Source organism: Xenorhabdus sp. TS4, assembly GCF_014467265.1.
GTDB classification, from domain to species: domain Bacteria; phylum Pseudomonadota; class Gammaproteobacteria; order Enterobacterales; family Enterobacteriaceae; genus Xenorhabdus; species Xenorhabdus ehlersii.
In genome coordinates, this window is record NZ_NKHQ01000020.1 from 8,076 (window position 1) to 33,494 (window position 25,419).

Here is a 25,419-nt window from a genome sequence, read left to right on the forward strand (position 1 = left end):
TATTCCTTATCATTTGTTGCTGTCTCCGCTTAAAATTGCCATTAATTCTTCGGTTGACATTAAATCCAGTTCGTTCTCGAGTGATTCAATATTGCTGTTCCCTATAGCATCCAGTTGGGTGGTAAGGATGATGCCGGCCTGTTCCGCCAATTGAGGAGAAAGAAACAACGAGGAGATAGGGATATCGACCAGAAATTCATCTTGTATGCGTGTTGCTAATTGCGCGATCATCAATGAGTGGCCGCCAAGTTCAAAAAAGTTATCGTGGCGACCGATTCGCTCCAATCCCAGCAAGTCTTGCCAGATTCGAGCCAGAATAATTTCTTCCTCACTGATCGGTGCTTCATAGTGGCGTACAACCACAGCGGACGCATCAGGTTCAGGGAGTGCCTGACGGTCAAGTTTGCCATTGGGCGTCAGTGGGAAAGTGTCCAAAATGACAAACGCACTGGGCAGCATATAGTCAGCGAGATGCTGAGCAAGTTGCTGACGCAGTTCTGCCGGCACCAGTTCAACATCGGTTTGGGGGATCAGGTAGGCGACCAGACGTCTCTGGTTTTCCGTGTTGTCAAGATGAGTACCTTCACGCATAAAAACGATAGCCTCATGCACCCCATCACATTGCATTAACGTGGCTTCAATCTCGCCGGGTTCAATGCGGAAGCCACGCAACTTGACTTGGAAATCATTGCGACCAAGGTATTCGATATTGCCATCGGGCCGCCAACGACCCAGATCGCCGGTTTTGTACATGCGGGCATCTGGGTTCTGGGAGAACGGATCGGTAAGGAAACGTTCGGCAGTCAGTTCAGGACGATTTAGGTAACCGCGAGCAACACCGACACCAGCGATATGAATTTCTCCGGTAACACCAAGAGGAACAGGCTGACCACGTGCATCCAGAATATAAACTTGGGTATTGGCAATCGGGCGACCAATAGGAATGGAACGGGTTACATCCACGGGGGAAGTAATCTCGTAGGTGGTGGCAAACGTGGTGGTTTCCGTTGGACCATATCCGTTAATCAGGTGTACGGGTTGTGACGCAGCCAATTGCACCTGTTGTATTTTCCTCCGATCGAGCACATCGCCGCCGACAAGCAAGTAACGCAATTGCCCAAACAGGGAATTGAGGCTATCGAGATATTCGTTGAACAAGCCCACCGTCAACCAGAGAGCGGTGACGCGTCCCTTGATCAATGAATCGCAGAAACGTACTGGATCGAGCAACTCAGATTGCGGAACGACATGCAGGCGCCCCCCATTGAGCAGGGCAGACCAGATTTCCCAGGTCGAGGCATCAAAAGCAATATTGGCACAATGGGCAACGCAGTCGTGGGTTCCAATATCGGCATAAGCACTATTGATAACCAGCCGATTAACACTGCGGTGTTCGACCATCACGCCTTTGGGTTGCCCGGTAGAGCCAGAGGTATAGATCACATAGGCCAAATTTTGTGATGTCAGGTGCCGTGCCTGTAAATTAGGGTTATGAGTCGGTTGTTCCTCTAGTAACGTTTTCTGGGCATCAAGCACGACTATAGGCACAGTTGCAGGTACGCTGCTGTGCAGCCGGTCCAGCTGTGCTGTCTGGGTCAGTAATACCACCGGGGTGGCATTTTCGAGCATATAGGCCAGTCGTTCAGTTGGATAAGCGGGATCGAGCGGGACATAAGCTCCGCCAGCCTTAAGGATGCCGAGTAATCCTACAATGGTGTCCAGACTGCGTTCGGCACAAATTGCCACCCGATCATCCGGCCGCACTCCCAGTGCAATCAAGTGGTGTGCCAGACGATTGGCACGTTGGTTCAGTTTTCCATAGCTCAGTGTCTGGTTTTCGTAGACGACAGCGATGGTATCAGCATGCTGTTCAGCCTGTGCTTCAAATAGTTGGTGGATTAGCGCACCTTGTGGGAAATCGGTTTGGTTGTCGTTAAAACCTGCCAGCACTTGTTGCCGCTCTGCCGTCGGTAAGATTGGCACGGCCAAAATCATTTGTTGCGGATTATGTACCAAAGCATCGATCAGGCCACTAATGGCTGTCAGCAGGTAATGGGTTACACGAACTGGATCGATATCGGCCACAGTGTGGGTGGTCAGGTGAAAACCAACACCTAAGTCGTCTACCGATAGCGTAATGGGATAGTTGGTTCGTTCCTGTGTTGCGATGACGCGCATGTCTGACCAGATATTAACCGCATTCGCTTCATTGGGCTGGGAGTGACGGTAATTAAGCAAGGAGCTGAACAGCGGTATGGGTGGCGCGATACCACTACAACTTTGTGCCAGCGCCAGTGGTGCCTGTTCATGTTCCAGTAGTGACATCAAGTTATCGTAGGTGGCTTGCACCACTGTTTGCACATTGCGATCAGCCAGGGAGACACGCACTGGCAGGGTATTGATAAACATGCCCAGTGTTTGGCCGGCACCCGCACCGCTTTGCAGACGGCCCAATAGTACGGAACCAAAAACGACATCGTCACGACCACTGGTATGAGCCAATACCTGCGCCCAGGCCACATGAAACAGGACACTTGGGCTGATCCCTAAGCGCCGAGCCTGGCTGCGAATGGCTTCCGCCAGCTCAGGGGCAAGAGGAAGGCGGGCTTCGGTGATGGCGTTACTCTCGCGTAATGTTTGGTTATCCGGTATCGACAGCACACCGAATGGTGCCGTCGGTGTATCAATATCGGCGAGTTGAGCACGAAAATAGGCTTCATATTTTGCGGCTGGTACGTTCAGGGTTTGGGCGATAAAGTTGCGATAGGGCAGTACCGTAGGCAGTATTTGCTGTCCTTGCAATATTAGTGCTATTTCAGCAAAAATCAGATCCAGTGTCATATGGTCGCTGACCAGATGATGGAAACGCAAGGCCAGCAGCCATTCATCCTGTAGCGGATCATGGGCAATATCAGTGGCAAAGAGGGGGGCACGGTTCAAATTGATACGGTGCTGGCGCGGATCAGTGTAAGCCTGTAACTGTGCTGAAATGTCGTCTTCCACATCATTTGGCGTAGACGTTGGGGTAAAAACCTTGATATCCAGTTGTGCCTGGCGCCAAACTACCTGAACCGGCTGTTCCAGTCCTTGCCAATAAACCGCCGTACGCAGGATATCATGGCGGTTGATAACCTGTTGCAAGGCAGCCAGAAAGCTATCGAGACGATCACGAGAATTGAACGCAAACAAGCTCTGTAACAGATAGGTATCACCTTGTGCCTGCATTCGGTAATGAAACAGAATGCCTTCCTGCAACGGGGCCAGTGGATAGATATCCTGTATATTACTTGTTCCGCCGGAAACGGTATCAACGATGGCATCAATCTCAGATTGGGAAAGCGAAACCAGTGGCAACATATCGGGGGTGATGGCCGTGCAGCCTTCGGGAATAAGATTGGGTGGTACGACAAAGGTACTGTCCCCATACTGGATAGCCTGAGCCATATCGGCGAGGACAGGTGAGGCGAACACACTGCGAACTTCGAGTTTCCAGCCGATACTACGCAGCTCTTCGATCAGACTGACAATCATCAGTGAATGGCCGCCGAGTTCAAAGAAATGGTCATGGCGGCTGATTTGTTTCAACCCCAGGAGTTTTTGCCAAATTTGTACCAGAGCGATTTCTCTCTCACCGACGGGCGCTGCATAGCTGCGGGTCACAACCGCCGATAAATCCGGGGCAGGCAGGGCCTGACGATCGAGTTTACCGTTAGGGGTAAGCGGGAAAGCGTCTAATATCACAAAGGCACTGGGCAACATATATTCAGTGAGATATTGGCTAAGCTGATGACGCAGGTCAGAGGGCACCAATTCGATACCCGTTTGGGGCAACAAATAGGCCACCAGACGCTTCTGGCCTGGCTCATCTTCGCGGGCCAATACCACGGCTTCGCGCACACCGTGACATTGTCTGAGCTGGATTTCTATTTCCCCCAGTTCAATGCGGAAACCCCGCAACTTGACCTGAAAGTCATTGCGGCCAAGGTATTCAATATTGCCATCGGGCAGCCAGCGGGCAAGGTCACCGGTCTTGTACATACGGGCGTCCGGTTCCAACGCGAACGGATCAGCAAGAAAGCGCTCGGTGGTCAGTTCAGGGCGATTCAGATAACCACGGGCGACACCAATACCGCCGATATAAATTTCCCCCGCCACACCGACGGGAACAGGCTGACCCTGTGCATCCAGAATATAAATTCGGGTATTGGCAATCGGACGGCCGACAGGAATAGAACGGGTAACATCAATGGGAGACGTCATCTCGTAGGTGGTAGCAAATGTCGTGGTTTCCGTTGGACCATACCCATTTATCAGGTGGGCGGGTTGGGACTCAGTCAATTGTACCTGTTGTATCTTCCTCGGATCGAGCACATCGCCACCGGTAAGCAGGTAGCGTAATTGTCCAAACAGGGGCCTGAGGCTATCGAGATATTCGTTGAACAAGCCCACCGTTAACCAGAGGGCGGTGACGCCTCCCTTAATCAGAGTGTTGCAGAAATGTGTCGGATTGAGCAGCACGGATTGCGGAACGACATGCAGGCGTGCCCCATTGAGCAGGGCAGACCAGATTTCCCAGGTCGAGGCATCAAAAGCGATATTGGCACAATGGGCAACACAGTCGTGGGTACCGATATCTGCATAAGCACTGTTGATAACCAACCGGTTGACACTGCGGTGCTCGACCATCACACCTTTGGGTTGACTTGTTGAACCAGAGGTATAAATCACATAAGCCAGATGGCGTGATGTTAGCCCCAATGAATGGGCTCGCGGATTGTGAGTCGGTTGTATTTCCAGTAACGTTTTCTGGGCATCAAGCACGATGACAGGCACCGTTGCAGGGACGCTGTCGTACAGTCTGTCGAATTGTGCTGTCTGGGTCAGTAATATCACTGGGGTGGCATCTTCCAGCATATAGGCCAGCCGCTCGGCGGGGTAGGCCGGATCGAGCGGGACATAGGCCCCACCGGCCTTAAGAATACCGAGTAAACCCACGATGGTGTCCAGACTGCGTTCAGCACAAATCGCTACCCGATCATCCTGATGTACGCCTAAAGTAATCAGATAGTGGGCCAGCTGATTAGCGCGCTGGTTTAACTCACCGTAGCTCAGGAGTTGATCTTCATAGACGACAGCAAGGGTATCGGGATGCTGTGCTGCCTGCGCTTCAAATAGTTGGTGGATCAACGCGTCTTGCGGGAAATCTGCCTGAGTGGCATTGAAGTCCACCAGCAGTTGTTGCCGTTCTGATGCGGGCAACATGGGCAAAGTGGTAATCCGCTGGGTTTCATCCGTCACCATGGCGGTCAGCACATGGGTTAAATAGCCCACCATCCGTTCAACGGTGGCGGTGTCGAATAAATCGGTGGCGTATTCCAATTCACCGATCAGGTCAGTCTCGGTTTCACTCAGTGATAAGGTTAAGTCAAAATGAGCATTACGATGATCCTGAGCAATCGTCATCAGTTGCAAACCCGGTAGCGCCAACGCTTGGGTTGGGGTGTTGTTTAAAGCCAGCATCACCTGAAAGAGGGGATTGTAGCTTAAACTGCGTTCGGGCTGGAGTGCTTCCACCACCTGCTCGAAGGGCAGATCCTGATGGGCATAGGCGGCCAGCGCCCGCTCCCGAACCTGAGCAAGCAGATCGGCCACATTGAATCCATCATGGAAGGTAACGCGCAAAGCCAGCGTATTAACAAAGAAACCTATCAGCCCTTCCAGTTCATGCTGTGGGCGGTTAGCAACAGGGACGCCGATAACGATCTCGTCCTGTCCACTGAGCCGGGCCAGTACCAGACTCCAGGCACTGAGTACGGTCATAAACAACGTGGTGTTGTGACGTTGTCCAAGCGCTTTAAGTGAAGCCAATAAATCCGCATCAACGTGCACAGGCACGCGGTTACCCGCATAGGTTTGTACCGCTGGGCGAGGCCGGTCGGTAGGCAGGGTGAGTAAGGCGGGCGCGTCAGCCAGCTGAGCACACCAGAAATCACGTTGAGCAGTGAAGGCCGTGCCTTGTAGCTGCTCCTGTTGCCAGACCGCATAATCAGCATATTGAATTGGCAGGGGGGGCAAAGGATCATCATGATGACCGTCAAGGGCCGTGCGGTAAAAGGTGCCCAGTTCTTGCACCAGCACACCGACGGACCAGCCGTCAGTGATAATGTGATGCAGGGTCAGCAACAGCACATGCTCGTCGTCTGCCAGTTGCAGCAATTGACCACGGATTAACGGTCCCTGGGCAAAATCAAAGGCCGCCTGCGCCTCGATATCAGCGAGTTCGGCAACACGCTGGGTACGCAAGGCGGGATCGAGCGGGCGCAGGTCGTGGCAGGACAGAGCAAAACCGATATCAGCCGGATCGATATGCTGGCAGGGTTGGCCTTCTACCAGGACAAAACGAGTACGCAGACTTTCATGGCGGGCAATCAGGCGGTCAAGTGATGTTTTCAGCGCCTGGCAGTCGAGTTGACCAGTGAGGCGTAATGTCACTGGCAAATGATAAGCCTGGCTGGCCGCCGGATCGAGCTGGCTGATAAACCACAACCGCTGCTGGGCAAAAGAAAGAGGCAGAGGCTGATGTCTGTCCGCAGGTTTGATGAATGCCGGTTGCTGCTGATCCCCGCGGGTTTTCAGTTGTTCTTCAAGTCTTTTCTCCAGCACCGCACGTTTTAAGTCATTAATATTCATATTGAACTTTGTCATTATTTACTGTCCCTGCCTAAAATTGCCATCAATTCTTCTGCCGACAATGAGTCAAGATCGTTTTGAATTGACTCAAGCTCGTTTTCCTCTACTGCATTCATTTGAGCTGAGAGAATGACAGTGGCCTGCTCTATCAATGTGGGCGAAGTGAATAACGAGGTCAGAGGAATATTGACCAGGAATTTGTTTTTTATGCGGGTTATCAGTCTGACGACCATTAGCGAGTGACCGCCGAGTTCAAAAAAGTGGTCATGGCGGCTGATACGTTCCAGTCCTAATACGTCTTGCCAGATTTGCGCCACCGCGGTTTCTATTCTGCCCTGTGGCGGTTCATAACTCTGGGTTACTACGGCAGCTAGATCTGGCGCAGGCAGAGCTTGACGGTCAAGTTTGCCATTGGGGGTCAGGGGGAAGGATGCCAGCGTGACAAAGGCACTGGGTAGCATGTAGTCAGCGAGGTGTTGGGCCAGTTGCTGGCGCAGCTCCACAGGCATCAATTCAACGCCTTCCTGCGGTAATAGGTAGGCGACCAGCCGTTTCTGGCCGGGTTCGTCTTCGCGCGCCAGCACCACCGCTTCGCGTACCCCGCCACATTGACTGAGCCGGGTTTCGATTTCCCCCGGTTCGATACGAAAGCCGCGCAGTTTGACCTGAAAATCATTGCGGCCGAGGTATTCGATATTGCCATCGGGTAGCCAACGACCAAGGTCGCCGGTTTTGTACATGCGTTCCTTTGGATCTGGGGAGAATGGATTGATGAGGAAGCGTTCGGCAGTGAGTTCAGAACGGTTAAGGTAACCGCGAGCCACCCCGGCACCAGCAATATAAATTTCCCCCGCTACACCATAAGGAACGGGCTGACCCTGCATATCCAGAATATAAATCTGGGTATTGGCAATCGGGCGACCAATAGGAATAGAGCGGGTCACATCAACAGGTGAAGTAATCGTATAAGTTGCTGCAAACGTGGTGGCTTCCGTTGGGCCATATCCATTAATCAGGTGTGCTGGCTGGAACCCGGCCAATTGCACTTGCTGTATCTTCCTCGGATCAAGCACATCACCGCCGACAAGCAGGTAGCGTAATTGTCCAAACAGGGGCTTAAGGCTATCGAGATATTCGTTGAACAAGCCGGCCGTCAACCAAAGGGCACTGATTTCCCCCTTAATCAGTGAATCGCAGAAATGCACCGGATGAAGCAGAACAGATTGTGAAACCACATGCAGGCGTGCGCCATTAAGTAAGGCCGACCAGATTTCCCAGGTTGATGCGTCAAAAGCAATATTGGCACAATGAGCGATACAGTCGTTGGGACCAATGTCAGTAAAGCCATTATTGATAATCAGGCGAAGAACATTGCGGTGCTCAACCATCACGCCTTTAGGCAGTCCGGTAGAACCGGAGGTATAAAGCACGTATGCCAGATGGTGTGACATCAATCCCAGAACCTGCATGTCTGGGTTATGGGTTGGTTGCTCCGCCAGAAGTGATTCTTGAGCGTCGAGTATCACTGTCGACATGGACATAGGTACAGAATTGGACAGCCTGTCGGCTTGTGTTGTCTGAGCCAGCAAGGCCACGGGTTCTGAATCTTCAAGTATATAAGCCAGCCGTTCGGTCGGATAGGTGGGATCGAGCGGTACATAAGCCCCGCCGGCTTTGAGGATAGCGAGCAGGCCTACGATGAGATCCAGACTACGTTCGATACAGATTGCGACCCGATCATCCGGGTGCACTCCCAATGAAATCAAATGGTGAGCCAACTGATTGGCACGGCAGTTGAGTTCACCATAACTGAGTGTTTGCCCTTCAAATACGACAGCGATGGTATCGGGATGGTGCACCACTTGAGTTTCGAACAATTGATGAATCAGCTTGTCTTGCGGAAAATCTGTTTGTGTAGCGTTGACATCTACCAGTAGTTGCTGGCGCTCTGTGGCGGGCAGGATTGATATGTCTTGAACTAACCGTTGTGGATCATCAACCAAAGCATCAATCAAACCGCTGATGGCGGTGACCAGATAGTGGGTTATTCGGGTTGGGTCGATATCGGCTGCTGTTTGAGCGATCAACTGGAAACTGGCACCTAAATCATCCACTGACAGGGTGATGGGATAGTTAGTACGTTCTTCTGCGGCTAAAGTACGTATACCTGACCAAATGGTATCAACCGCCTCGGTTTCACTAGATTGACCATGACGATAATTCAATAAAGTACTAAATAACGGTATCGACTGTGGCATACCACTGCAACGTTGTGCCAGCGCCAATGGAGCCTGTTCGTGTTCCAGTAACATCATCAAACCGTGGTGGGTGTTTCGTACGACTTCCTGAACAGTGTAATTAGTCAGGGAAACTCGCATTGGTAACGTATTGATGAACATACCCAATACTCGCTCGGCCCCCGCGCCACCTTGCAGGCGACCCAATAGCACGGAGCCAAACACCACATCATCACGGCCGCTGGTTTGTGCCAGTACCTGGGCCCAGGCGACATGGAACAGGACACCCGGACTGACCCCGAAACGACGCGCCTGAGTACGGATGGCTTTGGCCAGATCGGGGGCGATAGGGAGGCGTGCCTCAGTCACGCGGTCGTTGTCAGGGTGAACCTTGAGTACACCAAAGGGCGCCGTGGGTTCATCAATATCCGCCAGTTGGGTACGGAAATAAGCCTCATGATCAGCGGTCGGGGTAGCCAGGATTTGGGCGATAAAGTTGCGGTAAGGCAATACCGCTGGCAGCCTCTCCGTTTTGCCCTGCAAGATAAGCGCGATTTCTGCAAAAATCAGCGCCAGTGTCAGATGGTCACTGACCAGATGATGGAAGCGTAGCGCCAGCAACCACTCATCTTGGGCTGGATCATGGGCAATATCGGCGGTAAACAGCGGGGCGCGATTCAGGTCAATACGGTGCCTGCGTGGATCGGTATGACTCCTGAGTTGAGCAACCACGTTGTCGTCAACCGTGATGGGATTGAAAACATTAACTGTCAGCGGTGCCTGACGCCAAACTACCTGTACCGGTTGAGCCAGCTCTTGCCAGTAGACGGCGGTACGCAGAATATCATGGCGGTCAATGACCTGTTGCAGTGCGGTTAAAAAGGCATTGAGGCGATCACGGGTATCGAACGCGAGCAAGCTTTGCAGCAGATAATTATCCCCCTGTGTCTGTAACAGATGATGGAACAGAATGCCTTCCTGTAACGGCGCGAGCGGATAGATATCCTGCACCTGACTAGCGCCGCCTGGGATTTTCTCAACGAGGGTATCAATTTCAGCCTGGGAGAGAGAAACCAGAGGCAGCATATCGGGGATGATAGCCATACAATCTTTGGGGATACGGTTGGGGGGCACAACAAAGGGGCTGACCTCACGCTGGATAGCCTGGGCCATCGCAACCAGGATCGGCGCGACAAACACGCTGCGCACGTCGAGCTGCCAGCCCAGATTGCGCAACTCTTCGATCAGACTGACAATCATCAGCGAATGGCCGCCGAGTTCAAAGAAGTGGTCATGGCGACTGACCTGTTTCAACCCTAAAAGTTTTTGCCAGATTTGGGCTAAGGCGATTTCTGTTTCACCGACGGGGGGGACGTAGCTGCGCGTGGCCACTGCGGATAAATCCGGGGCTGGCAGGGCCTGACGGTTAAGTTTGCCATTGGGCGTCAGCGGGAAAGTGTCCAGGGTGACAAAGGCGCTGGGCAGCATATAGTCAGCCAGATGCTGGGCAAGCTGCTGGCGTAGTTCAGCGGGCACCAGTTCAATCCCCGCCTGCGGTAGTAAATAGGCGATCAGTCGTTTCTGGCCTGGCTCATCTTCGCGGGCCAGCACCACCGCTTCCCGTACCCCGTCACACTGGGTGAGCTGGGCTTCGATTTCCCCCAGTTCGATACGAAAGCCGCGCAGTTTGACCTGAAAATCATTGCGGCCGAGGTATTCGATATTGCCATCGGGCAGCCAACGGCCGAGGTCACCGGTCTTGTACAGGCGGGCAGCCGAGTCCGGGTAGAATGGATCGGTCAGGAAGCGCTCGGCCGTCAGTTCAGTGCGGTTCAGGTAGCCCCGGGCGACTCCGGCCCCAGCGATATAGATTTCGCCCGCCACGCCAAGCGGTACGGGGTGGCCGTAGGCGTCGAGAATATAGATCCGCAGATCTGCCAGCGGCTGACCAATCAAACTGCCCTGCCTTGAGTGGATATCAGCTTCGGTTAGTTCCCGGTAGGTGGCATGAACGGTAATTTCGGTGATGCCATACATATTGACCAGACGGGTTTGTGCCGTCGGGTTGCGCTCCACCCACGGAGCCAGGGTATATAATTCCAGGGCTTCGCCGCCAAAAATGATGCACCGCAGCGTATGTGCAGTCGTATCTTGGGCGGAAATTAATTGACGAAAAGCACTGGGGGTCTGGTTCAATATTGTGACGTGTTCACGGCACAATAGCGAATAGAATAGCTGCGGTGAACGGGCACATTCTGCTGAGATAATGACCAGCCGGCCACCGTAAGCCAACGCCCCCCACAATTCCCAGACGGAGAAATCGAAAGCAAACGAGTGGAACAGCGTCCAGACATCCTGGTCATCAAACTGAAAACGGGCTTGTGTGGCGGCTAACAGGCGGGTGACATTGGCGTGCTCAACCATGACACCTTTCGGGGTTCCGGTCGATCCCGACGTGTAAATCACATAGGCCAGATGACGGGATGTCAGGCCCAGCGCCTGAACGTTTGGATTGTCAGTCGGTTGTGTTGCCCGGCCTGGTTCAGGGTTGTCCAGCAAAACCACAGGCAAGGGGCTATTCAGTTTGTCGCATAATGTGGTTTGGGTCAGTAAAGCCACCGGAGCGGCATCTTCCAGTATATAGGCCAGGCGTTCGGCGGGGTAGACCGGATCGAGCGGCACATAGGCACCACCTGCCTTGAGAATTGCCAGTAAGCCGATCACCATTTCCAGACTGCGTTCGACACAAATCGCGATCCGATCGTCCGGACGTACTCCCAACGTGATCAGATAATGCGCTAACTGATTGGCACGGCGGTTTAACTCACCATAGCTGATCGTTTGCTCCCCAAATACGGCAGCGATAGCTTCAGGGTGCTGTGTGGCCTGCACTTCAAACAGTGAGTGGATCAGTGCCGCTTGTGGGAAATCCGTCCGGGCGGCATTGAAGCCGGTCAGCAGTTGTTGTCGCTCCGATGCCGACAGCATGGGCAGAGTGACAATCCGCTGGGTTTCATCCGTCACCATTGCGGTCAGTACATTTGTCAGATAACCGACCATCCGCTCAATGGTGGTGGCATCGAATAAATCAGTGGCATAGGCCAGTTCGCCGACCAGGCCGGCTTCGGTTTCGGTCAGGGATAAGGTTAAATCAAAGTGTGCACTATGGTGTGCCTGTTCAACGAGAGAGAGCTGGAGATCAGGTAACGCTGGCTCCTGGAGTGATAAGTGTTGTGGCGTGTTGTTTAAGGCCAGCATCACCTGGAAGATTGGGCTGTAACTCAGGCTGCGTTGGGGCTGGAGGGCTTCCACCACTTGTTCAAAGGGTAGATCCTGATGGGCATAGGCCGAGAAAGCGTGTTCCCGCACCTGGGCGAGTAAATCAGCGACACAGGTAGAATTATCCAGCGTGATACGCAAAGCCAGCGTATTGACGAAGAACCCGATTAGTCCTTCCAGTTCATGATGCGGGCGGTTAGCCACCGGCGTACCGATAACAATATCCTCCTGCCCACTGAGCCGGGTGAGGACGATGCTCCAGGCACTGAGTACCGTCATAAACAGGGTGATGTTATGGCGCTGTCCCAGTTCTTTAAGCGAAGCGAGTAATGCTGCATCAATGTGGACTGGTATTCGGCTGCCCACATAGGACTGCACTGCGGGGCGAGGTCGGTCGGTGGGCAGCGTTAGTAAGGCTGGTGCGCCGGCCAGCCGGACACACCAGAAATCACGTTGGGCCGTGAGAGTGGCTTCTTGCAGCCTGCCACGTTGCCAGACCGCATAGTCGGCATACTGAATCGGCAGCGGCGGTAAGGGAGCGTCTTGACCATCAAGGATGGCGCGGTAAAGGGTACTGAGTTCATGAAGCAATACGCCGATGGACCAGCCATCAGAGATAATATGATGCTGGGTGAGCAGCAGGTGCTGTTCATCATCGGTCAATTGCAGCAGGTGACCCCTGAGCAGCGGGCCTTGAATAAAATCAAACGGCGTCTGTGCTTCGTGATCCGTTAATTCCGCAATACGGTTGCTACGGGCGTCCGGCGTTAATGGGCGCAGATCTTGGTAAGACAGGGCAAAGCCGATATCAGCCGGATCGATATGCTGACAGGGCTGACCGGAAACCAGCACAAAGCGGGTACGCAGGCTTTCATGGCGGGCGACCAGATGGTCAAGGGCGCGGGTCAGGGCTGGGCGATGAAGCTGACCGGTCAGGCGCAACGCCATGGGAATATGGTAAGCCAGACTGGCCGCCGGATCGAGCTGAGCGAGGAACCATAAACGCTGCTGGGCAAAGGACAGAGGCAACGGCTGGCTACGGTCAGCCACGGGGATGTGTACCTGAGAGATGATTGCCGTATCAGTCAGTGCGAGGGCCAGATCGATCAAAAGCGGTTGGTCAAAGAGTTGCTGTAATGGCAACTCGCGGGTCAGTTGTTGACGAATGCGGGCCGCCAGCTGAACGGCCAGCAGGGAATGGCCACCGAGTTCGAAGAAGTGATCGTAACGACCGACGTGTTCCAGGCCTAGCAGGTCTTGCCAAATTTCGGCCAGGGTAATTTCTGTTTCGCCCACGGGAGGGGCATAATCCCGGACCACCACGGCCGCTAAATCCGGCGCAGGGAGGGCCAGACGATCCAGTTTGCCGTTAGGTGTGAGCGGGAAGGCGTTCAGTGTGATAAAGGCGCCGGGCAGCATATAGTCAGCCAAGTGCAGGGAGAGTTGCTGGCGCAATTCAGCTGGCACCAGCTCAGCCCCCTCCTGCGGCAGCAGGTAAGCGACCAGCCGTTTCTGCCCCGGCGCATCTTCGCGGGCCAGCACCACTGCTTCACGTACCCCGTCACATTGGCTGAGTTTGGCTTCAATTTCCCCCAGCTCGATACGAAAGCCGCGTAGTTTGACCTGAAAATCATTGCGGCCGAGGTAGTCGATATTGCCATCGGACCGCCAGCGGCCGAGGTCACCGGTCTTGTACAGGCGGGCATGGGGTTCCGAAGAGAACGGATCGGCAAGGAAGCGTTCAGCGGTCAGTTCAGGCCGGTTCAGGTAGCCGCGAGCCACCCCGTCACCGGCGATATGGATTTCCCCCGCCACGCCGACGGGAACCGGTTGCCCCTGGGTATCCAGAATATAAATCTGGGTATTAGCGATTGGGTGGCCGACAGGGATCTTACCGTCAACGTGCTGGTCTGCCATGGCCGGGATTTCATAGGCGGTAGCAAACGTGGTGGTCTCCGTTGGCCCATAGACATGCAGTAAGTGTTTGGGGGGATATGCGGTTCTGAGGTGAATGGCCGGACGGGTATCCGCCAGCTCCCCACCAAAAAGAACATACCGTAAGCCGGATAAGGCTGGCCCAATCAGGTTTGCATATTGGTTAAACAGGGCCGTGGTCAGGAAGAGGGCACTGACCCCTTCCGATGACAGGCACTGACCAAAAAGGGTGGGTTGTAACAGGGTTTTTTCCGGGATGAGCAGAATACGCGCCCCATGAATCAGGCCAGCCCACACTTCCCAGGTGGCGGCGTCAAATGAGACATTGGCGCAATGGGCGATACAGTCGTCAGGCCCTATATCAGCAAAGCCATTATTGATGATCAGGCTAACGACATTGCGATGCTCGACCATCACCCCTTTGGGTTGGCCGGTTGAACCCGACGTGTAAATCACATAGGCCAGATGACGGGATGTCAGTCCCTGTGCTTGTACGTCGGGATTATCCGCTGGCTGGGTGGCCCATATCGGCTGCTGGCGGTCAAATAAAGGATCAAGTAAGACTGTCGGCACGGTATCGGGCAGCGTGTTTAGTTGTGTTGTCCGGGTCAATAACACCACTGGCGCCGCATCCTGGAGCATATAGGCCAGTCGTTCAGTTGGGTAGGCTGGATTGAGCGGGACATAAGCCCCGCCGGCTTTCAGGATAGCCAGTAAGCCGACCACCATCTCCAGACTGCGTTCGATACAGATGGCGATCCGATCATCCGGGCGTACTCCCAGGGCAATCAAATGATGAGCCAGACGATTGGCATACTGGTTCAATGCTTCATAGCTCAATGTTTGCCCTTCGTAGATCACGGCTGTGGCATGGGGGCGTTGTAATGCCTGGACTTCAACGAGTTGATGGATCAATGCGTCTTGCGGGAAATCCGCCTGAGTGGCATTGAAGTCCACCAGCAATTGTTGCCGCTCTGCCGCCGGTAAGATGGGGATATCCCGGATTTCTTGTTGTGGATGATGAACTAAGGCATCGATTAAACCGCTGATGGCTGTCGTCAGATAGGTATTGATGCGTTCTGGCGCAATGTCGGTGACGGTCAGGGCCGTCAGCTGGAAATTATCTCCTAAATCATCGACTGACAGGGTAATGGGATAGTTGGTCTGTTCCTCAGCCGCGACCAGGCGCATTTCTGTCCATATGGTGTCAATGGTATCGTCCCTGTCAGCCTGACTATGACGATAATTGAGCAGGGTGGTGAACAGCGGCATGGGGTGGGCCACACCACTGTACCGTTGTGCCAGTGCCAGCGGGGCCTGCTCATGTTCCAGCAAAGCGGTTAGATGCTGATAGGTTTCCTGCACGCTTTCCTCTACCGTGCGTCCGCCCAGAGAAATACGCAGGGGGAGAGTATTGATAAACATCCCCAGTATGCGGTCAGCTCCCGCCCCGCCTTGCAGCCGGCCCAGTAACACGGAGCCAAACACCACGTCATTGCGGCCGCTGGTGTGGGCCAATACTTGCGCCCAGGCCACATGGAACAGGACACCGGGACTGACCCCCAAACGACGGGATTGAACACGAATGGCTTCAGCCAGTTCAGGAGCGAGTAAAAGTCTGGACTTGGCGACAGATACAGATTTGGCATCGTTTGGCGTGTTTTTGGGAATAGTGAGTACACCGAACGGCGCTGTTGGCTCATCAATATCGGCGAGCTGTTCGCGAAAGTAATCCTCATGCACTGAATTCGGTACATTGAGGATCTGAGCGATAAAGTTGCGATAGGGTAGCGTGGTGGGTAGAGCTTCCGCATTTCCTCGTAATATTTGGGTAATCTCAGCGAAAATCAGATCCAGTGTCATATGGTCGCTGACCAGATGGTGGAAACGCAGTGCCAGCAACCACTCATTTTTTGCCGGATCAAGGGCAATATCAGCCGTAAATAAGGGGGCTTGAGTCAGGTCAATACGGTGCTGGAGCGGATCAGTGTGAGCCAGTAACTGTGCCGGAATGTCGTCCGTCGAGGCAGGAGTAAAGACATTGACAGTCAGCGGTGCCTGACGCCAAACCACTTGCACCGACTGTGCCAGATCTTGCCAATAAACCGCCGTGCGCAGGATGTCATGACGATCAATAACTTGCTGTAAGGCACCCAGGAAAGCATCAAGACGTTTGCGGGTATCGAAGGCAAGTATGATTTGTAATAAATAGGTGTCACCTTGTACCTGCAACAGATGATGGAACAGAATGCCTTCCTGCAAGGGAGATAATGGATAGATATCCTGCACATTACGCATTCCGCCAGAAACGGTATCAACGATGGCATCAATCTCAGCCTGGGAGAGGGAAACCAGTGGCAGCATATCGGGGGTGATGGCTGTGCAGCCCTCTGGAATAAGGTTGGGTGGCACGATAAAGGTATTGGCGCCACGCTGGAGAGCCTGTGCCATGTCGGTCAGAATAGGGGCGGCGAATACACTACGAACGTCAAGTTGCCAACCCAGCTTGCGCAGTTCTTCGATCAGGCTGACTATCATCAACGAATGGCCGCCGAGTTCAAAGAAATGGTCGTGACGGCTGACCTGCTGCAATCCCAATAGCTCTTGCCAGATCTGGGCCAGGGCGTTTTCTGCTTCGCCAGTCGGAGATTCATGGCTGCGCATCACGATAGAAGATGAATCTGGTTCAGGCAGCGCCTGATGGTCAAGCTTTCCGTTTGGCGTTAACGGAAAAGTTGTTAACGTGACAAAAGCACTTGGCAGCATATAGTCGGCGAGATGCTGGGCAAGTTGCTGGCGCAGTTCGGCTGGCACCAATTTAATGTTCGCCTGAGGCAGCAGATAAGCCACCAGACGTTTCTGATTTGTTTCATCTTTACGAGCCAGCACCACCGCTTCACGCACGCCATGGCACTGTCGGAGTCGGGTTTCGATTTCCCCCAATTCAATGCGGAAACCACGGAGCTTGATTTGGAAATCATTACGGCCAAGGTATTCAATATTACCATTGGAGAGCCAGCGTCCGAGATCTCCCGTTTTGTACATCCGCGCATTGGGGTTGGAAGAGAATGGATCAACGAGGAAACGCTCGGTGGTAAGTTCGGCACGATTAAGATAGCCACGGGCGACTCCCGTACCAGCAATATAGATCTCCCCCATGACACCAAGCGGGACAGGCTGATAATGGGGATCAAGGATATAGATTTGGGTATTGGCTATGGGGCGGCCAATCGGTGGCGGATTATCTGCTGAGTTATCCTCTGCGCAGGAACAGGAATAGAGCGTAGCACAGACCGTGATTTCCGTCGGCCCATAGGCATTGAGCATTTGTCGTCCTGGTGACCAGCGTTTGACTAAGGTTGACGGACAGGCTTCGCCACCCACCAGCAAGGTTTGTAAGGTATCGGGCAGGGCATCCATCGCGGCGAGTGCAGTGGGCGACAGGAGAACATGGCTGATGGAATGGTCTGCTAAATAGCCGGACAATACTGCACCGGGCAGCAGATTGGCTCGTTTGGCCAGGTAGAGGCGAGCACCCGTTACGAGAGCCATACAACATTCCCAGATACTGGCATCGAAACTGTTTGAGGCGAACTGTAAAACGTGACTATCTGGGGTCAGTGCCAGTGCATGTTGCTGAGTGATGATCAAATTGCACAGACTATGATGTTCGATCATGACTCCTTTCGGTTGACCGGTCGAACCGGAAGTATAAATGACATAGGCCAGATGGTGTGACGCCAACCCCAGTACCTGTGCATCTGGATTATCAGAGGGTTGTGTTGCCAGGCATGATTCGTGGCTATCCAGTAAGATGGTGGGCAAAGTGTTAAACTGAGCGAGCCACTCTGACCGGGCCAGTACAGTTTGGGTCAGTAAAGCCACCGGGGCGGCATCTTCAACCATGTAAACCAGCCGTTCGGTCGGATAAATGGGATCGAGCGGCACATATGCTCCACCAGCCTTGAGGATAGCCAGCAAGCCGATCACCATCTCCAGACTGCGCTCGGCATAAAGGGCGACCCGATCGTCCGGACGTACTCCCAGAGTAATCAGATCATGGGCCAATCGATTAGCGCGGCGGTTTAATTCACCGTAGCTCAGAGTCTGATCTTCACAGATAGCCGCAAGGGTATCGGGATGTTGTGCGGCCTGCGCCTCAAACAGTTGGTGGATCAACGCGTTTTGCGGGAAATCCGCCTGAATGGCATTGAAGTCCACCAGCAGTTGTTGCCGTTCTGATGCGGACAGCATGGGTAAAGTAGTAATGTGTTGTGTTTCATCTGCCGCCATGGCGGTCAGTACATTGGTTAAGTAACCGACCATCCGCTCAATGGTAGTGGCGTCGAACAGATCGGCTGCATAGGCCAGATCACCGACCAGACCGGCTCCGGTTTCAGTGAGTGATAAGGTCAAATCAAAGTGAGCGCTGGGGTGCGTCTGTTCAATGGGTATACATTGGATATCGGGAAATGCCAGCGCCTGGGCGGGGGTATTATTTAAGGCCAGCATGACCTGGAAAATCGGGCTATAGCTGAGATTGCGTTCAGGCTGGAGCGCTTCCACCACCTGCTCAAAGGGCAGATCCTGATGGGCATAGGCGGCCAGTGCACGCTCGCGAACCTGGCTGAGCAGCTCAGTGACCGTGGCGGAATCATTCAGGGTGACGCGCAAGGCCAGTGTATTAACGAAGAAACCGATTAATCCCTCAAGTTCATGATGCGGGCGGTTGGCGACAGGTGTACCGATAACGATATCATCCAGCCCACTAAGCCGGGACAATACGATGCCCCATGCGCTCAGCACGGTCATAAATAAGGTGGTGTTATGGCGCTGCCCAAGCCTTTTCAGTGAGGCTAATAAGCCAGCATCAACGTGCACAGGGACTCGACCACCGACGAAAGTTTGTATAGCTGGACGCGGTCGGTCAGTCGGGAGAGTTAGTAAGACCGGCGCGTCTTCAAGCTGAGTGCGCCAGAAATCACGTTGTGCCGTGAGCGCCGCTTCTTGCAGCCAGTGACGCTGCCAGACAGCATAATCGGCGTACTGGATCGGCAATGGCGGCAAGGCGATATCTTGGCTGTCGAGGATAATGCGATAAAGAATGCTGAGTTCATGCATCAATACACCGATGGACCAGCCATCAGAGATAATATGATGCTGGGTGAACAGCAAGACATGCTCTTCGTTTGCGAGTTGCAGCAGGTGACCGCGGATCAGGGGGCCTTGGGTAAAGTCAAAAGGCGTCTGTGCTTCGAGGGCGGTCAAATCAGCAATATGGTCGGAGTGCGTTTCCGGTGCTAGCGAGCGTAAGTCTTGGTAAGACAGGGCAAAGTTAATGCCAGTCGGTTCGATATGCTGATAAGGTTGGCCGGAAACCAGCACAAAGCGGGTACGCAGGCTTTCATGTCGGGCGATCAATTGGTCAAATGCACGGGTTAAGGCAGGGCGATTAAGCTGACCGATTAGGCGCAATGCCAGAGGAATATGATAGGCCAGACTGGCTGCTTGATCGATCTGACTCAGAAACCACAGTCTTTGCTGAGCAAAGGACAGAGGTAACGGCTGGTTGCGATCAGTAACAGGGATCATCATCTGGGTCGTTGCTGAAACGCCAGTGAGTGTTTGAGCCAGATCCATCAAAATAGGCTGGTCAAAGAGTTGCTGGAGTGACAAATCCCGTGCCAAATCTTGGCGTACGTGTGCGATGAGTTGGACGGCAAGCAAGGAATGACCACCTAGCTCAAAGAAATGATCGTAGCGACCTACTTGTTCCAGTCCGAGCAAATCTTGCCAAATCTGAGCCAGGAGGATTTCTATCTCACCGATGGGGGCTTCATCGCCGCGAGCTACCACTGCGGATAAATGAGGTGCAGGCAGGGCCTGACGGTTGAGTTTGCCATTGGGCGTCAGCGGGAAGGACTCCAGCGTGACAAAAGCACTGGGCAACATATATTCAGCGAGATGCTGAGCGAGTTGCTGGCGCAGTGCAGCAGGCTCCAGTTCAATTCCCTCTTGCGGTAACAGATAGGCCACCAGCCGTCTTTGCCCGGATTCATCTTCGCGGGCAATCACTACCGCTTCACGTACGCCGTCACATTGGGTAAGTCTGGCTTCGATTTCCCCCAACTCAATGCGGAAGCCCCGTAACTTAACCTGAAAATCATTGCGCCCGAGGTATTCGATATTGCCATCGGGCAGCCAGCGGCCAAGGTCACCGGTTTTGTACATGCGGGCGTTTGACGCTGAAGTGAAGGATTCGGTCAGGAAACGTTCGGCAGTCAGTTCAGGGCGATTGAGGTAACCGCGGGCTACGCCGGCACCGGCAATATAAATTTCCCCCATCACACCGTGAGGAACGGGTTGGCCGTGTGGGTCCAGGATATAAATCAGGGTATTAGCAATAGGGCGGCCGATAGGAATGGAACGCGTCACGTCAATGGGAGAACTCATCGCATAGGTAGTAGCAAATGTTGTGGTTTCCGTTGGACCATAGCAATTTATCAGGTGGACGGGTTGAGATTCAGCCAATTGCACCTGTTGTATCTTCTTCGGATCGAGAACATCACCGCCGATAAGCAGATAGCGCAATTGTCCAAACAGGGGTTTGAGGCTATCGAGATATTCGTTGAACAAGCCCACCGTTAACCAGAGGGCGGTGACGCGTCCCTTGATCAGTGAATCGCAGAAATGTGCCGGATCGAGCAGTACCGATTGTCGCACCACATGCAGGCTGGCTCCATTGAGCAGGGCGGACCAGATTTCCCAGGTCGAGGCATCAAAAGCGATATTGGCACAATGGGCGACACAGTCATTCGGATCAATATCAGCAAAGCCACTATTAGCGATGAGACGAAGGACATTGCGATGCTCGACCATCACGCCTTTAGGTTGCCCGGTAGAGCCAGAGGTATAGATTACGTAGGCCAAATTCTGTGATGTCAGACCCCGTGTTTGTGTATTGGGGTTGTGAGTCGGTTGTGCCGCCCAAAACGGTTCTTGTGTATCAAGCAATACCGTAGGTATCAGGTTGTTTAACCTGCTAACTTGTGCTGTCTGGGTCAGCAGAACCACAGGCTCTGCATCCTCAAGCATATAAACCAGTCGCTCAGTCGGGTAGCCTGGATCAAGCGGCACGTAGGCCCCGCCAGCCTTGAGAATAGCCAGCAAACCAACCACGGTTTCCAGACTGCGTTCGGCACAGATGGCAATTCGATCGTCTGGACACACACCCAGCGCAATCAGGTAATGGGCCAGTTGGTTGGCACGGCGGTTAAGTTCGTCATAGCTCAGGGATTGTTCTGCAAATACGACGGCTGTTGCATCGGGATGATGTTTCACCTGGGTTTCGAACAGTTGGTGGATCAAGGCGTTTTGTGGAAAATCCACTTGCGTGGCATTAAAGTCCACCAACAGTTGTTGCTGTTCTGTCGCTGGCAAAATTGATAGATCTTGAATTAATCGTTGTGGTTTGTGAGCCAAAGCATCGACCAATCCACTGATAGCAGTCGCCAGATAAGTAATTATACGTGTCGGATCAATACTTGCCACCGTTTGTGCGGTCAGGCGGAAACCGATACCCATATCATCTACCGATAAGGTAATCGGATAGTTAGTCCGTTCCTCAATGGCAACGATACGCATATCTATTTGAGGTATTTCAATTACATTAGCTTCGTCGCCCTCAGTGATTTGGCTGTGACGGTAATTGAGTATGGTACTGAACAGCGGTATTGACTGCGCCACACCGCTACAACGTTGAGCCAGTGCCAATGGTGCTTGTTCGTGTTCCAGTAGTGCCGTTAAATTGTGATAGGTAAGCTGCACCACTTCTTGCACATGATGATCGGCAAGGGGAATTCGTATCGGCAGGGTATTGATAAACATCCCTAATATTCGGGAAGCACCTGCTCCTCCCTGTAATCGGCCTGATAGGACGGAGCCAAAGACCACATCATCGCGGCCACTGGTTTGTGCCAGCACTTGTGCCCAGGCAACATGGAACAAGACACCTGAACTGACTCCCAAACGGCGGGCTTGAGTACGTATAGCCTCCGCCAGAGTCGGATCGAGCGAGAGATGGGCTTCGACGATCGGTTCATTATCATCCTGCATTGAGAGTACACCGAAGGGTGTCGTCGGTGTATCGATATCAGCCAATTGAGAACGGAAATAATCTTCGTGCTCAGTACCCGGCACGCTTAAGGTTCGGGCGATAAAGTTGCGGTAAGGCAACGTTGCCGGCAGGGTATCCGCATGGCCCTGTTGTATTTGGGCAATTTCGGCAAAAATCAGCTCGAGTGTCATATGGTCACTGACCAGATGATGGAAACGCAAAGATAGCAACCATTCATCCCGTGTCGGATCATGGGCGATATCAGCAGCGAATAGCGGAGCACGGCTCAAATCGAGACGATGCCGACGCGGGTTTGTATGTTCCCTTAGTTGAGACAGGACGTTATCCGTTGTACCAGGAGTAAAGACATTGATACATAACGGTGCCTGGCGCCAGACTACCTGGACTGGCCTTATCAATCCTTGCCAGCAGGCCGCGGTACGCAGGATATCGTGGCGGTCAATGATTTGTTGGAAAGCGGACAGGAAAGTGTCAAGACGCTCACGAGTTTCGAAAGCAATCAGGGTCTGTAACAGATAAGTGTCGCCTTGGGATTGGCGCAAATGGTGGAACAGGATACCTTCTTGTAACGGTGCCAATGGATAAATATCCTGTATATTGCTGACCCCACCAGGAGTTGCTTCAACGATGGCATCAATCTCGGTTTGGGTCAATGAAACCAGTGGCAGCATATCAGGCGTAATGGTTGTGCAATCGGTAGGAATACAGTTAGGCGGCACCACGAAAGCGTCGATATCACCCTTAATTGCCGGTGCCATCTCAGTCAAGACAGGTGCAGAGAACACACTGCGAACATCAAGTTGCCAGCCGAGGCTGTACAGCCGTTCGATCAGGCTGACAATCATCAATGAATGACCGCCCAGTTCAAAGAAATGGTCATGACGGCCGACTTGTTCCAATCCCAATAGATCCTGCCAGATCTGCGCCAGAACGATTTCCACCTCTCCGTGTGGGGCTTCATAGCCACGTGCTATCACTGAAAACGCATCAGGGGCTGGGAGAGCTTGACGGTCAAGTTTACCGTTGGCAGTCAGTGGGAAAGTGTCGAGTACCACAAAGGCACTGGGCAGCATGTATTCAGCGAGGTGTTGGGCAAGCTGTTGGCGTAGTTCTGCGGGAACCAGCCCAATGCCGTTCTGAGGTCGCAAATAGGCGACTAGTCGTTTCTGTTCTCCCATGTTTCCATCAGGAGTGTCAATATTTTCGCGGGCAATCACTACCGCTTCTTGCACGCCATAGCATTGCATTAATTGGGCTTCGATTTCTCCCAGTTCAATGCGGAAGCCCCGCAGTTTAACCTGAAAATCATTTCGGCCAAGGTAGTCAATCGTACCATCGGGTAGCCAGCGGCCGAGGTCGCCGGTTTTGTACATGCGGGCATTGGGATCTGAGGAAAACGGATCAGAGAGGAAACGTTCTGCGGTCAGTTCAGGACGATTCAGGTAACCACGGGCAACCCCCGCACCGGCAATATGTATTTCCCCGACAACACCAAGTGGTACGGGCTGTCCATGTGGATCTAGAATATAAATCTGGGTATTGGCAATCGGGCGCCCGATATGGCTATTAAATCCCGTTGTCCGGTTCATTCGAGTCCAGGTCGAATAAGTCGTTGTCTCTGAAGGGCCATACAGATTGCACACATTCTGTACGCCTGAGTGAGCAAATAAATGTTCAACAATGTGCGGCCTTACTCTTTCCCCCGCTAAATTGATCGTCCGAATGTTCGCGGGTAGTGCATTGGTCTCCATCAGGTGTGAGATGGCCGATGGCACGGTATTGATAAGGCTGACTAATGGTTTTGGGTTGGCTGAACTTGTATGAATCAGTGACAGTATGTCAGTAATAAGGTGAACCGTACCGCCAAGGAGCAGAGGCGCAAAGCATTCGTATACCGACAAATCAAAATTCAGGGAAGTAGCAAAAAGTGTGTGTGCCAACTCCTCCTGACTAAACGTATGTTGTGCCCAGGTCAGGAAATTCACCGTATTGCGGTGCTCGATTGCCACGCCTTTAGGCAAACCGGTAGAGCCTGATGTGTAGATCACATAGGCCAGATGGCGTGAGGTTAACCCCAGTGCTTGTGCGTCGGGATTATGAGCTGGCAGAAATGGTTTTTGGGTGCTGAGGACGTTATCGAGTAAAACAGTGGGTATAGTGCCAGCCAGCTTGTCGGCAAGTTTTGTTTGGGTCAGTATCACTATCGGCGCTGAATCTGCAAGCATATGCATCAGCCGTTCGGTTGGATAGGCAGGATCGAACGGCACATAGGCACCCCCCGCCTTGAGAATACCAAGTAAACCCACCATCATGCCCGGGCTGCGCTCAACACAAATTGCTACCCGATCATCCGGACGTACCCCTAAGGCAATAAGATGATGGGCCAGTCGATTGGCCTGGCGGTTCAGTTCATCATAACTGAGTGTCTGATCTCCACACACTACCGCGGTAGCGGTAGGGCTATTGATCACCTGTTCTTCAAACAGTTGGTGGATCAGTGCGTCTTGCGGAAAATCTGCTTGGGTGGCGTTAAAATCCACCAACAGTTGTTGTTGCTCTGAAGCTGACAACATCGGCAAATTCGCAATGACTTGGGTTGCATCGGTTACCATTGCTGCCAGTACTCGTTGCAAATAGCCGACCATACGTTCAACAGTCTCGGCATCGAACAGATCAGAGGCATATTCCAGTCCGCCAACCAAACCAGTGTCGGTTTCAGTTAACAACAACATTAAATCGAAGTGGGCACTATGGGTCGCCAGTTCAATTCGGGAGATCTGCAAACTGGACAACGTTTGGCTCTGAACTGGTGTGTTGTCTAAAGCCAGCATGACCTGAAAGATTGGGCTATGGCTCAAGTTTCGTTCAGGTTGTAATGCTTCCACCACCTGCTCAAAGGGTAGATCCTGATGGGCATAGGTGGCTAACGCCTGCTCCCGAACCTGAGTAAGCAGATCAGCCACACTGAGTTCATCATTGAATTTAACGCGCAGAGCCAATGTATTGACGAAGAAGCCCATCAACGCTTCAAGCTCACGATTTGGGCGGTTGGCGACAGGGGTGCCGATGACAATATCATCCTGACCACTAAGCCTGGCGAGTACAATACTCCAGCCAGCCAGTAGGGTCATAAATAAGGTG

At 53.1% G+C, this 25,419-nt stretch carries 2 protein-coding genes; both read right to left on the reverse strand.

Going from position 1 to position 25,419, the window contains the following annotated elements; all coding sequences use genetic code 11:
* Nucleotides 1–9 precede the first annotated feature (9 nt).
* A complete protein-coding gene (locus Xets_RS10615; protein ID WP_255430604.1) occupies nucleotides 10–6,705 on the reverse strand; it encodes a non-ribosomal peptide synthetase in 6,696 nt (2,231 codons plus the stop codon).
* The coding region (locus tag Xets_RS10620) for a non-ribosomal peptide synthase/polyketide synthase (RefSeq protein WP_255430605.1) at nucleotides 6,705–25,419 on the reverse strand (18,715 nt) is incomplete at its 5' end. The genes Xets_RS10615 and Xets_RS10620, both read right to left, overlap by 1 nt.

Excerpts from the sequence above, each read along its gene's own strand:
- Xets_RS10615 (WP_255430604.1), bottom strand. The coding sequence starts at position 6,705 with ATGACAAAGTTCAATATGAATATTAATGACTTAAAACGTGCGGTGCTG.